The sequence below is a fragment of the Rhodoferax antarcticus ANT.BR genome, assembly GCF_001938565.1.
GTDB classification, from domain to species: domain Bacteria; phylum Pseudomonadota; class Gammaproteobacteria; order Burkholderiales; family Burkholderiaceae_C; genus Rhodoferax; species Rhodoferax antarcticus.
In genome coordinates this window covers 1-12,539 of the sequence record NZ_MSYM01000019.1, presented here as the reverse complement: position 1 = coordinate 12,539, position 12,539 = coordinate 1, and the positions used below count along the sequence as shown (strand labels likewise).

14 protein-coding genes, 1 tRNA gene, 1 pseudogene and 1 riboswitch are annotated in these 12,539 nt (G+C 59.6%); of the genes and pseudogenes, 12 read left to right on the top strand and 4 right to left on the bottom strand.

Features of this window, described 5'->3' with window-relative positions; genetic code table 11:
- Window positions 1-22 precede the first annotated feature (22 nt).
- The 5 genes from pta to BLL52_RS20840 all read left to right on the top strand — a co-directional run bounded on the left by pta (window position 23) and on the right by BLL52_RS20840 (window position 6,312).
- Window positions 23-2,074, top strand: coding sequence for a phosphate acetyltransferase (gene pta / locus BLL52_RS18175; RefSeq protein ID WP_075588130.1), 2,052 nt, complete (start codon window positions 23-25; stop codon window positions 2,072-2,074).
- A gap of 455 nt (window positions 2,075-2,529) precedes the next feature.
- A riboswitch (TPP riboswitch) is annotated at window positions 2,530-2,626 on the top strand.
- A 69-nt stretch (window positions 2,627-2,695) separates the two neighbouring features.
- The gene (locus BLL52_RS18170; protein ID WP_075588066.1) at window positions 2,696-3,718 is read left to right on the top strand and encodes a thiamine ABC transporter substrate-binding protein; all 1,023 of its coding nucleotides are present in this window, start codon (window positions 2,696-2,698) and stop codon (window positions 3,716-3,718) included.
- 164 nt (window positions 3,719-3,882) lie between these two features.
- Window positions 3,883-5,508, top strand: coding sequence for an ABC transporter permease (locus tag BLL52_RS18165; protein ID WP_241839277.1), 1,626 nt, complete (start codon window positions 3,883-3,885; stop codon window positions 5,506-5,508).
- Window positions 5,501-6,178, top strand: coding sequence for an ABC transporter ATP-binding protein (locus tag BLL52_RS18160; protein WP_075588065.1), 678 nt, complete (start codon window positions 5,501-5,503; stop codon window positions 6,176-6,178). Before BLL52_RS18165 ends, BLL52_RS18160 begins: the two co-directional genes overlap by 8 nt.
- The gene (locus BLL52_RS20840; RefSeq protein ID WP_156876271.1) at window positions 6,175-6,312 is read left to right on the top strand and encodes a hypothetical protein; all 138 of its coding nucleotides are present in this window, start codon (window positions 6,175-6,177) and stop codon (window positions 6,310-6,312) included. The genes BLL52_RS18160 and BLL52_RS20840 overlap by 4 nt, the downstream gene beginning before the upstream one ends.
- Window positions 6,313-6,440: 128 nt before the next feature.
- Here the strand turns inward: BLL52_RS20840 and BLL52_RS18155 are convergent, their stop codons facing one another.
- Complete coding sequence (locus BLL52_RS18155; protein ID WP_083634061.1) at window positions 6,441-7,121, bottom strand: 2'-5' RNA ligase family protein; 681 nt, start codon at window positions 7,119-7,121, stop codon at window positions 6,441-6,443.
- Window positions 7,122-7,316: 195 nt separating this feature from the next.
- Window positions 7,317-7,415, bottom strand: a tRNA-Ser gene (locus tag BLL52_RS20835).
- Between the two features lie 159 nt (window positions 7,416-7,574).
- On the opposite strand from BLL52_RS20835, the gene BLL52_RS18150 reads away from it, so the two are divergent.
- The 7 genes from BLL52_RS18150 (at window position 7,575) to BLL52_RS18115 (ending at window position 11,955) form a co-directional block, all read left to right on the top strand.
- Window positions 7,575-8,930, top strand: coding sequence for a tyrosine-type recombinase/integrase (locus BLL52_RS18150; RefSeq protein WP_075588063.1), 1,356 nt, complete (start codon window positions 7,575-7,577; stop codon window positions 8,928-8,930).
- A gap of 35 nt (window positions 8,931-8,965) precedes the next feature.
- Window positions 8,966-9,244 (top strand): type II toxin-antitoxin system RelE/ParE family toxin, encoded by a 279-nt coding sequence (locus BLL52_RS18145; RefSeq protein ID WP_075588062.1) that lies wholly within the window; start codon window positions 8,966-8,968, stop codon window positions 9,242-9,244.
- 17 nt (window positions 9,245-9,261) lie between these two features.
- Complete coding sequence (locus BLL52_RS18140) at window positions 9,262-9,576, top strand: HigA family addiction module antitoxin (protein ID WP_075588061.1); 315 nt, start codon at window positions 9,262-9,264, stop codon at window positions 9,574-9,576.
- Window positions 9,577-9,856: 280 nt separating this feature from the next.
- Complete coding sequence (locus tag BLL52_RS18135) at window positions 9,857-10,357, top strand: hypothetical protein (RefSeq protein ID WP_075588060.1); 501 nt, start codon at window positions 9,857-9,859, stop codon at window positions 10,355-10,357.
- 107 nt (window positions 10,358-10,464) lie between these two features.
- Window positions 10,465-10,983 carry a hypothetical protein gene (locus BLL52_RS18130; RefSeq protein ID WP_075588059.1) on the top strand — a complete coding sequence of 173 codons (519 nt, stop codon included), beginning with the start codon at window positions 10,465-10,467 and terminating at the stop codon, window positions 10,981-10,983.
- Complete coding sequence (locus BLL52_RS20500; protein ID WP_076072246.1) at window positions 10,980-11,510, top strand: hypothetical protein; 531 nt, start codon at window positions 10,980-10,982, stop codon at window positions 11,508-11,510. Before BLL52_RS18130 ends, BLL52_RS20500 begins: the two co-directional genes overlap by 4 nt.
- Window positions 11,511-11,631: 121 nt before the next feature.
- Window positions 11,632-11,955 carry a thermonuclease family protein gene (locus BLL52_RS18115; protein WP_075588056.1) on the top strand — a complete coding sequence of 108 codons (324 nt, stop codon included), beginning with the start codon at window positions 11,632-11,634 and terminating at the stop codon, window positions 11,953-11,955.
- Here the strand turns inward: BLL52_RS18115 and BLL52_RS18110 are convergent.
- Together BLL52_RS18110 and BLL52_RS21795 are read right to left on the bottom strand one after the other, a co-directional pair.
- Window positions 11,935-12,012: pseudogene (locus tag BLL52_RS18110) on the bottom strand (ISAzo13-like element transposase-related protein); the annotation flags it as partial. The gene BLL52_RS18115 and the pseudogene BLL52_RS18110 overlap by 21 nt on opposite strands.
- A 143-nt stretch (window positions 12,013-12,155) precedes the next feature.
- The coding region (locus BLL52_RS21795; RefSeq protein WP_139313454.1) for a tetratricopeptide repeat protein at window positions 12,156-12,539 on the bottom strand (384 nt) is incomplete at its 5' end.

The following is a 12,539-nucleotide window of genomic DNA, read 5'->3' as shown; positions in this document are numbered from 1 at the left end:
TTGCAGCATCTGGAGTTTTTTCATGCGTACCTATTTTTTGACTGCTACTGAACCCAATGTTGGCCTGACCTCGGTGTCTTTGGGCTTGTTGCGCGCCTTGCAGCGGCGTGGCCTGAAGGTGGCTTTTTTCAAACCAGTCACCAAACACACGCCCCAGGAGGAAGCCTCCGTCTGGTTTGCACGCACTATCTGCCAGGTTGAGAGCACGCCCGACCCACTGCCAATGAGTTGGGTGACGCAACAGGTCACCAGCGGCAAGACCGACGAGGTGCTGGAAGACATTGTCAGCCTGGCCATGTCAAGCGTCAGCGGGGCAGATGTGCTGGTGGTGGAGGGCATTCACGCCGACCCTAACCGTGCCTTCATTCCACAGCTCTCGGTGGAGATCTCGCGCAGCCTGCAGGCCGACGTGATTCTGGTGGGCAGTGGGGCCGATGCCCAGGGCATTGCGCAAACCCAGTACCTGATTGCCCGGGTACGCAACTCGGGCCGCCATGTGAAGGGCGTCATCTTCAACCGTGTCACCGCAAGTTTTGATGAAGCTGCGGTAGCCAACCAGCTTCACGGTGTGCCGATTTTTGGCGTGGTGCGTGAAAACCCCATGCTCTCGGCCCCGCGCACGCTCGATATGGTGCGGCATCTGGGGGCCGAGGTGATGATCGAAGGCGAACTGGCCACACGCCGAGTGCGTGAAACCGTGTTGTGCGGGCGCTCGGTGGCAGAGGTGATTCCGCGCCTGAAGCCCGGTGCGCTGGTGATCAGCGCAGGTGACCGGGATGATGTGATGCTGGCCACGGCACTGGCCGCCAGCAATGGCATTGAGCTGGCGGGCCTGGTGCTCACCCACCACAGTTACATCAGCCCACGCATCCTGCGCTTTGGTGCCAAAGCCTTTCAGAGCGGCCTGCCGGTGCTGCGCACCGACGGTGACAGTTACGAAACGGCCAACCGCATCAGCCGCCTGCCGCTGGCGGTGCCGCCAGATGACCTGCTGCGTATGAACCAGGTGATCGACAGCGTGGTGGAGCAGCTCGATGCCAGTGCTATTTGTGCCGGGCTGGATCACGTGGCCTCGCGGCGCATGTCGCCCCCGGCGTTTCGCTACCAACTCATGCAAAAGGCGCGTGCTGCCAACAAGCGCATTGTGCTGCCCGAAGGCGACGAGCCACGCACCATCCGCGCGGCAGTCACCTGCACCGAAAAAGGCCTGGCGCGCTGCGTGCTGCTGGGCAAACGCCGGGCCATCCAGGCAGCGGCCGAGGCGATGGGTGTGGAATTGCCCGAGGCGCTGGAGATTCTGGACCCCGCCGAGATTGCCGCGCGCTTTGTCGCACCGATGGTGGCCTTGCGCCAAGCCAAGGGACTAACCCCTGGGCAAGCGTTGCTGCAACTGGAAGACACGGTGGTGCTGGGCACCATGATGCTGGCAGTAGGTGAGGTGGACGGCCTGGTCAGCGGCGCGGTGCACACCACCGCCAACACGGTGCGCCCGGCGTTGCAACTCATCAAGACGGCACCTGGGTCGAGCATCGTGAGCTCATGTTTCTTCATGCTGATGCCCGAACAGGTGCTGGTGTATGCCGACTGCGCCGTCAACCCCGACCCCAGCGCCGAAGAATTGGCCGACATCGCCAAACAAAGCGCCGACAGCGCGCGTGCCTTTGGCATCGACCCCAAGGTAGCCATGATCAGCTACAGCACCGGTGTTTCGGGCGCGGGGGAAGACGTGGAAAAAGTCCGCGCCGCCACCGAACTGGCCAAAGCCCGCTGGCCGGATCTGGTGATTGATGGCCCGATGCAGTACGACGCTGCCACGGTGCAGGAGGTGGGCGCACAAAAGGCCCCAGGCAGCGCCGTAGCGGGCCAGGCCACGGTGCTCATCTTTCCGGACTTGAACACTGGCAACACCACCTACAAGGCGGTGCAGCGCTCAGCCAATGTGTTGTCGGTCGGCCCGATGTTGCAGGGCCTGCGCAAGCCGGTGAATGACCTGTCGCGCGGCGCGCTGGTGGATGACATCGTTTTCACCATCGCGCTGACCGCCATTCAGGCTGAGGCGATGTCCAAGGCTTGAGCGACTTGACCCTGTTGGCCGAATCAGTCGGGCGATGCGCTTTGCTACGTGTCCCCCGGCCTGCGGCCTCCTTCTTGATCCTGTCGCAAAGCGCATCACCCGACTGATTTTTGCGAGCGTTTTTGGTGCGCGAGCAGGGGAAAGGCAAAAGTGGCCTCAGTTGGAAATGGCGGAGTTGATGGGAATTGGTGTGAATGGTCGATAGCAGAAATTCTGACCCAGACACCGCTAGGCACGGTGATTGGGTGGTGCGACCGGGCTTCGGGGTGAAAGGCGCGCGTCAACAGTCGCAGGCGCACTGATCACACCGTTTCGCGTGTGTTTTCACCTAGAGGCCGCATGCGCATGACCCGGTCGCCGTGCCGGGTTTGACATGAAGCGCTGCGCCTGGGTTAACGTGAAAGTTTGAATCGCACCCGACCAGCCAAGCATCACCTGCCGCCCTTTACAATCCGCTGCTTCACCGGGGGTGTCTGGCGCTTTGCCAGGCTGAGAGAGTCCCCAAACCTGATCTGGATCATGCCAGCGTAGGGAGCGTGATGGGTTGGATATAGCCGCTTGGCCGGTGAACCCCTTGGAACCCGCGCTTTTCTGGCGCTGGCGCTTTTTAAAGGGAGTGTCATGAACCGCCGTCTTTTCACCCTGGCCAGCACCGCGCTGGCCACGTTCACTTTTTCAACGCTGACCCACGCCGCCACCGAATTGCGCGTCATGGTGCACAGCTCGTTTGCCCTGCCCAAGCCTTTACTGGCGCAGTTTGAAGCGCAAAACGGCATCAAACTGGCCATCATCAAGGGCGGTGATGCGGGTGAAATGCTCAACAAGCTCATCCTGACGCGGGCCAAACCGGTGGCCGATGTGGTTTACGGCATTGACAACACCCTGCAAGCCAAGGCGCTGGCAGCGGGCGTGATCGAACCCGCTTTGCCGCAAACGGCAGGGTCAACCGATGCGCAGTTGGGCGACGCGCTGGCAGCAGTTGATTACGGTTTTGTCACCCTGAACTACGACAAGGCGGCTGTCGCCAAAACCGGCACGCCACTGCCCAAAACCCTCTCGGACCTGACCCAACCCGCCTACAAGGGCTGGCTGGTGGTGCCCAACGCAGCCACCTCCAGCCCCGGTTACGCCTTTTTGCTGGCCACTATTGCCGGCATGGGCGAGGAAAAAGCCTTTGCCTGGTGGGCGCAGATGCGCGCCAACGGCATAAAAGTGGTCAAGGGCTGGAGCGAGGCCTACTACACCGAGTTCAGCCTCAACAAGGGCAGCCACCCGCTGGTGGTGAGCTACGCCACCAGCCCGGCGGCCGAGGTGTTTTATGCCAAAACCAAGCTCACCGAGTCGCCCACAGCCAGTCTGAACCTGGCCGGCGGCGTGTTCCGCCAGGTGGAGGGTGTGGCGCTGATCAAGGGCACGGCCAACAAGGCCGCTGGCCTGAAGTTTGTTGACTTCATGCGCTCAGGCCCGGTGCAGCAAGCGCTGCAAACCGAGATGTGGATGTACCCGGCGGTGCCCAAAACCGCGCTGGTGCCGGTGATGCGCCACGCTGTCGAGCCCCCGGCTTTTGAGAGCTTGGCGCCGCAGATCATCGCCGACCAAGGTCCTAAGTGGGTGGCGCGCTGGACGCAGGTGGTGCTGAAGTGAGGGCTCGTGACGCAACAACAGGCACATTTGTCATGTCAGCTTTGGGCGCATGGCATCGTTGCGAATCGTTTGTTTAGCAGAGCTAAACGGCGCGCTTGGCGCTTAGTGCGGCACCCCAAAGTCGACACCCAAATCCACAGCTCATTACGTAACGGGCTCTGAACGTGAAACACCAGCGCGCACTCTGGTTGGCGCTGTTGCCTGCAGCGGTCCTGATTCTGTTGCTGCTGGCGCCACTGGCGCGGCTGGCGCTGGAAGGTTTCACCGGCCAACTGGGTTCATCAGAGGCCGTTTCCCTCTTCAAGCCCTGGCAAGACGACTACCTGCGCTGGCGTGTGATCTGGTCACTGGCACAAGCGGCCATCACCTGTGTGCTGGCGCTCCTGTTGGGGCTGCCGGTGGCCTGGGTGCTGGCGCGCTTTGAGTTTACTGGGCGCACGTTGGTGCTGCGGCTGCTGATGCTGCCTTTTGTCGTGCCCACGCTGGTGGCGGCGTTGGGTGTGCTGGCGCTGTGGGGGCCGCGCGGGTTGATTAGCGGTGCTTTGGGCATCAACCTGCACGACACGCCTTGGCTGCTGCTCTACGGCAACCTGTTTTTCAACCTGTGTTTGGTGGTGCGCGCCGGGGTGGACGCGCTGGGGCAGGTCAATGCCCGTCAGGTGGCGGCGGCGCGTTCATTAGGGGCAACGCCCTGGCGTGCCTTCTGGCGGGTGGAGTGGCCGGCCATTGCGCCGTGGCTAGTGTCGAGTTTGTGCCTGGTGTTTTTGTATTGCTTTGCCGGGTTTGGGTTGGCGCTGGTGCTGGGTGGTCAGCGCTACGCCACGGTGGAGGTGGAGATTTACACCTTGGTGGCCTATGAGCTGCAACTCGGTCAGGCCAGCGTGCTGGCGCTGTGGATGCTGCTGCTCACAGGCGGCGTGGCACTGGCCTACGCTGCGCTGGAAAAGAGCTTGGCCGCGCCAGTGCGCCCGGTACCCATTGCCCGTGCTCGCCCACACAGTGCATTGCAGTGGCTGAGCCTGTGGCTGGCGCTGACGGTGCTGTTTGCTGTCTGCGCGCTGCCTATCGTTGCTATATTTATCAAAGCTATCGGCGCTTTGTGGACGGGGGCTACAGGCATATTTGATGATGAAACCTTGGCGGCCACCTGGAACACGCTGCGCTTCTCGGCGATGGCGCTGGTGGTGGCGACTGTGCTGGGTGTGTTGCATGCTCTGGCAGCGCAGGCGTCGGTCGTGTGGCGGGCGGCGGCTTACCTGCCGTTTGTGGTGTCGCCGGTGACGGTGGCGTTTGGTTTGCTGCTGTTGTATCCGTCGCTGACTGCCAGTTTGTTTTTGCTGATCGCAGCGTACGCGGTGTTGGCTTACCCGTTTGTGGCCAAGTCGCTGGCTGGCGGGTTGGACAGTTTGCCGGTGCAATTGGGCCAAGCCGCGCGCACTTTGGGCGCGAGCCCGTGGCGCTGCTTCTGGCGCGTGACCTTGCCGCTGCTACTGCCCGCCTTGCGCCGAGGCATGGCGTTTGCGGCTGCCACCGCGCTAGGTGAATTTGCCGTGACGCTATTTTTATCCCGCCCCGAGTGGGCCACCCTTACGACCTTGATCTACCAGCGTCTGGGCCGCCCCGGGCAAGCCAACATGGACGCAGCCATGGTGCTTGCCTGTGTGCTGATGGCGTTGGCGCTGCTGGCTTTTTTGCTGATCGAATGGCCGGTGCGAGAAGACAGCCCAGTACGCGCTGGTCCAAGAGGTTCACGCAAGCCCCTGCCCAATTTGCCAACACAACATGCTTGAACTGCGCCACATTCAGCAGCATTACGCTGATCAGCCCCTGTTGCAGGACATCAACCTGCGGGTGGCGGCGGGTGAAATCGTGGCGCTGCTGGGCCCCTCGGGCAGCGGGAAAAGTACGCTGCTCAACATCGTTGCGGGCTTGCAGGTGCCGGATGCGGGCAGTGTCTGGTTTGATGGCCAGGACATCACTGACGCAGCACCAGAGCAGCGCCGTTTTGCGCTGATGTTTCAAGACTTTGCGCTGTTTCCCCATCTGAATGTGCAAGACAACACCGCGTTTGGCTTGGTGGAGCAGGGCCTGCCCAAGCGCGAGGCGCGCGACCAAGCGTTGCAGATGCTGGGCGTTTTTGGTTTGAGTGATTTGGCGCGGCGCCGCGTCTGGAATCTGTCGGGCGGTGAACAGCAACGCGTGGCGCTGGCGCGCGCACTGATCACCCAGCCGAGGGTTTTGTTGCTCGACGAGCCTTTCTCAGCGCTGGACGCGGATCTGCGTGTGGCCCTGCGCGAGGAGTTCCGCGCTCGCATTCAGACCGCCGGCATGCCCACCTTGCTGGTCACCCACGACGAGACTGAGGCGAGTGACATGGCCGACCGCTCGGTGCGGTTGGTGCAGGGGCAACTTGTCGATGCCACGCGAGCTTCATCGTCGGCAACCTATCGCAATGCGTGAGCGGCTTTGATAGCGATGCGCTGGACAGGGCTTCGCGTGTGGCGCGTGGGCGATCAGCCCCATCGGCCCAAGCCTCGCCGCTGTTGCAGTCACTGGAAGAAGTTCCCAGTGACCGATTGCTGGCGTTGGTGTGACATACAGGCGTCGTTGCGAACGAAGTGAAGCAACCCACAACTGAGCAACGGATGCATTGCCAAGTCGCGACGCGCTTCGCGAAGACGAGGATTGTCATGCTCCGGGGTTTCTGAACCGTTCATCCGGGTTAGGTCAGGTACTCCGACTCGAATAGGGGCACACCGTGCCAACTCAGGCGCTTCTCTTCCAAGTCGTACGTCGCTAGGCAGTCCAGCCTGCCGCCGATGCTTGGGGCGTCATAGGCGAAAAGCCCGATACGCGCCACCTTCAGGTTAAGCGCCGGGCATGGGGCAAAGTCTGTGAGTCTGGGCCGCACCGAGTCGGTCGGCCACGCATCTGCATACAAACCCACCGTTACATGTGGTATGTAGGCTCGGGTGTCATTGCCCAAGCTGAGACAAAACCGGATTTTCGCGATGCCGCCCGAGTTGTCTGTCAGGCCGAGATACGGCGCCGAGCCGAAGCTCAACAGGCCGCCTACCGTGATGTCGAACGGTGCGGTCTGCGCTTGTTGCAGTGACGCAACTTGCTGTTCCAAAAGGGAGCCGTCAAACTCGTCAGGCAACAAAGGCTGAGCACCCGGAAAACCGCACAGCGCCAAGGAGATGTGCGGCTGTCGCGCATAGCCGCCCAGCAGCAGACCATCGAGATGGGATTGCGCGGCAGCGACGCGGGATTGCACGGCTGGCAGGTCGACATCAATGGCCCACAGCATGTAGCGCAGCCGACCCCGATGCCATTCAACGAAATCCCGGTCGACATTACGGATGCAAAAGCCCTCGGCTCGCAGATGGGGGTGTGCGCTCATGACCTGGGATGATAGCCATGAGGCGTTGGCCTTCAGGTGCTGAAGCCGCACTGAACCGTGCGGTGCCGTGTTTGGCGATGCACACCCGGTTCAAGTGGGCATCACCGCAGCCGACGGCGCGCAGGAATGCACAGAGATAACCGGCTCCAAAACAGAAAAAACCTTTAAGTAAATCAATTACTTAAAGGTTTTAAATGGCGCAGAGAGTGGGATTCGAACCCACGGTACCTTGCGGTACGCCTGATTTCTAGTCAGACCAATAAAGTATTTGCCAGTGTTGATTTACACCTATACCATCCATACAAATCAACAGCTTATGAGCAAAGCACTGGACAGGTTGACAGTGCCAGCGTTGATTGATATTCCCCAAAATGGGGCAAAAGTGGCTACACAGTGGCTACACGGGCTGCAAGTTGGCTACACAGTGGCTACACGGAATTGAGGCAAAACATCATGGCAAGACCAAAGAAAACAGACGCACCAGATACAGCGCAAGCCATTGAGTTGACCGCTGGCGCAATCGAGCGCCTGACCTGCCGCACCGACACCAAGGCGCAAGCATTCCTACGCGACACCAAGGCACCCGGCCTGCGCGTGCGAGTTACCAACACTGGCGTGAAGGCATTCGTGTTTGAGGCGAAGCTGAACCGCCAGACCATCCGGCGCACCATTGGTGACGTGAGAGCCTGGAGCCTTGACGCTGCCCGTACTGAAGCCAACAGGCTGCGCGTGATGCTGGACAGTGGCACCGACCCGCGAGAGCCAGAGCGCCAGCAAGCTGCCGAAAAGCAAATTCAAGCCGCCGATGTGTTGGAGTCTGGCAGGCAGGCCACTTTGACCGTGGGCGATGTTTGGGCGTTGTATCTGGCCGCACGCAAGCCAGATTGGGGCGAACGCCACTACAGCGAGCATCTATTGCTGGTGAAAGCCGGTGGTGTTGCATCAAATCGTGTTGCCAGTGGCAAGACCGCGCCGGGCATACTGCATCAGCTTATGGTGATGCCGTTGCGCGACCTGGACAACGCCACTGTCGAGGCTTGGGCTGCACGCGAAGCACAGACCCGCCCATCAGCCGCCCGGCTTGCGTGGCGCTGCCTGAAGGCGTTTTTAGGCTGGTGCGCAGAGCAGGCCGAATATGCCGAGCTGGTGTCAGAGCGCAACCCGGCAAAGACAAAGAAGGCGCGTGAGTCATTGGGTAAACCCGGCGTGAAGCAGGATGCGCTACTCAAAGAGCAACTGCCTGCATGGTTCTCTGCTGTGCGCCAGCAACAGAACCCGGTCATTGCCGCCTACCTGCAAACGCTGCTACTCACTGGCGCACGGGCTGGTGAAGTGCTGGGGCTGCGCTGGGACGATATGAACACCAAGTGGCGCGGATTGACCATCCGTGACAAGGTAGAGGGCACGCGGGTTATTCCGCTTACCCCGTATGTGTCGCAACTGCTGGCAACCCTGCCCAAGCGCAACGAATGGGTTTTTTCAAGCGCTGTAGCTGCTGGTGGCACCATCGTTATTGCCCGCAACCCACACAACGACGCGTGCAAGGTGGCAGGCATTGATGACCTGACTATTCATGGCCTGCGCCGCAGTTTCAAGAGCCTGACAGAGTGGCTTGAGATACCCGCTGGCGTGGTGGCGCAAATCATGGGACACAAACCAAGCGCCACGGCTGAAAAGCATTACACCGTTCGACCCCTTGACCTGCTTCGCGTGCACCATGAAAAGATTGAAGCGTGGATTTTGCAAGAGGCCGGGGTGACGTTCGACCCCAAGGCAGAGCCGGGCAAACTGCGCGCTGTGGTGGGGTGACTGGCAAAGCGTAGCGCTACAAGATACAATAAACCATGATTAAGTCATTCGGTCACAAAGGGCTGCAAGCGTTTTTTGAGCGTGGCACCAAGGCAGGTATTCGCCCTGACCATGCGCCCAAGCTGGCGCGACTACTGGCACGCCTGGACGTGGCCACCTGCGACCGGGATATGAACCTGCCGGGCTGGGGCTTGCACCCGCTGACAGACGATTTGAAGGGGCATTGGGCCGTATCGGTCAATGGCAACTGGCGAATGACTTTCACCTTTGATGGCACAGACGCTGTGCTGGTTGATTACATGGATTACCACTGAGCAACTGGAGAATGACTATGGCACGCATGTTTAACCCACCCCACCCTGGCCTGGCGCTGCGCGATGACGTATTGCCTGCGTTGGGGCTGGGCGTGACCCAATCCGCCGAACAGTTGGGTGTGTCGCGTGTGGCGTTGTCCCGTGTGCTGAATGGCCGGGCTGCTATTTCGCCTGATATGGCGCTGCGCATTGAAGCGTGGCTGGGTGCTGACCGTGGGGGTGATGCCCGTGTGTGGCTGGCAGGGCAAAGCGCCTATGACGTGTGGCAGGCAGAGCAAAGGTTCAAGGCCGCGCCCATGCACGTTCAACCAGCGCCAGCAATGGCCGCATAGAGTTTTGCACCAGCTAGGCCGGGCTGCAATCCGACCGAAAAGCGGGTTTCTTCAACTCGCCTGCTGGTGCTCCTTAAATTGAAGTGACCACCTTGAAGGGGGTGTGACAGTGGAAATAGACGAATCTGATTGGCCTGTAAATACTTCGCCGCGAGACCGTAAGCCGTGGGAGGTGCTGAACGTGTGGGATGACGGGCTTTATATGTACTAACAGGCCGCGCGCGAAATAGCCGACGCGCGAGGGTGGAGTGATGACAGGCTGACGGCGTTATTAGAGGATATGGCCGCTGCTATCAACAATGGCAAACTGACAACGCACGACCGCAAAACGGGAATGGCACGCCCACTCAATCGGCCTGAGTTTTTTGGATTAGTTACACCTGAGTCAGTTAACAAATGGCTAGCCAGCACACAGGCGATTTATCAATGGACACCACAAACACCAGCCGCCCAAGCCGCTACCGCCCCGCCTGATGCGCCTGTGGTGGATGTGCCAGCGAGTGAGCCGTGCCTCGCTGCAACCGGCCCACGATTCATCCTGAAAAACGTCGCATTGATTGCCAATCTTGAATATGAATGGTCATCAATCAAGGCGGACATAAGCGACGCGAAACGAAACGGGTTAAAAGCTGCTGCCCACACTGGAAAACATGGTGAATGGGATGCAGACAAAGCCCGCGCATGGGCCGTACTCAAGGGCAAGGTAAAGCAAACTGCACCCGTTAACCAACTGGCCAGTGCGTGGAACGGCGCAACCACACGCCACACAATTAGCCACTGACCGAAAGCGCCCCGAACATCGGGGTTTTATCGGGCTTTTGTCGGGAAAAGCCGGGAACGGGAAAGTTCACCCCACGACACGAATCAACGTGTTTCAAAGGTGAATTTATGCAAGCATTCCCAACTCAACAGCAGCCCGATATTCAGGCCCTGTTTTCTCAGTTTCTGGCGCAATTGCCGCCTGCACAACTTGAGCAACTGACCACCCGCAAGTCTGACGGTTTCCCGGACATTCGCACCGAGAGCCGGACGCACGTCAAAACCGCCGTTGCAGCGCATTGGCTGGGCAGGCAAGAGCAAACCGGTCAATGGTCGACGTGGTTACAGCATTGGGGCCGCTGTGACCTGCTGGCGCTGATTACTGCGGCCAAACAGGTGAGGGCCATCAATGCGCGGCTGGTCTGGACACGCTACCGGCCAAACACCAAGCTGGCGCAAGAATTGTCCGAGCTGGCCACCAAGGAGCTGGGCCTGGCTGCGCTGTCCACCACGCTGGGAATGCGGGTCACCTACATGCAGGCGCTGGGTGAAGGTCTGACTGTGGCAGAGCTGGCCGATCAAAGCGCAAAGGTCGAGGCCAGATCACTGGTTGAGGAAGTCAAAAAACTATTGAAGGTAAAACCATGAGCACACCAAAGAAAATCACCAACCTGGTGAAACCAACCCTGTCCAAGGTATCAGAGCTGGCTACAGCCTTCGCTGAAGCTGGCACCCCGGCCACGGAGACAAAGCGGGTTTTCCATGCGCCTGAAGGCTATCGGCGGCTGACCATCAATCTGACCCACGAGCTGCACAAGAAGCTGAAGCAGGCGGCGCTGGATGCTGATTGCACCGCTACCGACATTGTTGAAAAGATGCTGCTGGAAAAGCTGGACCAAGTCTGCCCGTTACGAGTAACAGGCCACCATCATGGCAAAGACCAACAGCACACGGCAGGCAGAGTTCAGGGCGCGTATGCGCGAGGAAGGCAAGCAGGGGCTGCATATCTGGGTGACACCAGAGCAAGCGGCCAAAGTGCAGGCGGTCATCAACCTGGTCGAGCCTGTCCTGGTCGCACCGTTACGAGTAACAAAGCCAACCGGCAAGCCTGCACCTATCCCCCTGCCAGTGATACCAACCAAGGCACCGGCTTCGATTGTCCGAGAGCTGACTGAAGCCGAAACCTTGCGCAAGAAGAAGCTGGCGCAGATAGCCAAACTCCAAAAGGATGCCGATGGTATCGAGAGCTGGTATCGGCAGACAGTGGCAGCTTGCAATAATCTTTGATCGTCACATATGTATGCACTGCGAAAAGTAATCACGGCCATGCTGCTGGCGCTGGCCTGCACTGCCAATGCTGAAACCATCACCGTGCTGGATGCCGACAAGGTGCAGCACAAGATTCGCTTGGCCGACATTGATGCGCCTGAGAAAAATCAGGCATTCGGCAATCGCTCCAAAGAATCACTGTCTGCCCTGGCCTTCGACAAGACCGTGAATGTCGAGACAAGCAAGCGAGATCGCTATGGGCAGCAAGTTGGTAAGGTGCTGGTCAATGGGCAGGATGTGAACCTAATGCAGGTCGAGCGCGGCATGGCGTGGTTCTCCACGCCAATTTGAGGTGATGAACGAGAAGAGTCGGTGCTCTACCTTGTTCCATTTGCTTGTACCTGGTGGTTTCATCGGCAAGCTTAGGAAGTGAAAAAATTTCACCTTGTTGTAAGCACTTTATTGCTGGCTGCAAGTGGGTTTGCCATCGCGCATGGCGGCGGGCTAAATTGGGGTCGAGGTCTGCATTGATTGACACATTCTCCCAAAGCTCATAGACCTCGCTTCTTGATGTACTTGTCCAGAGCGGCAAGCAGGTTCTTTGGCTTGGCCAGCTCGCGTGTCAGGTCTTGGGCGGCTTCAATTTCTTTGTTGGACATTTTCTCTGTCAAGCTGGTGCGGTTGCCCGTGGCCTTGTTATCAGCAGATGGATCGTTGGCAGCTGACAGGTTGAATAGGGCAAAAGCGACCACGCGGCTCTGCGACACGCCTTGGCCGTTGAAGTACATCACGCCCAGGTTGGACTGGGCATTGGCATTGCCCTGCTCAGCGGCGAGGCGGTACCACTTGACGGCTTCCTTGTAATCTTGCGACACGCCTTGGCCGTTTTCGTACATCACGCCCAGGTTGGACTGGGCGTCAGCGAGGCCCTGCTT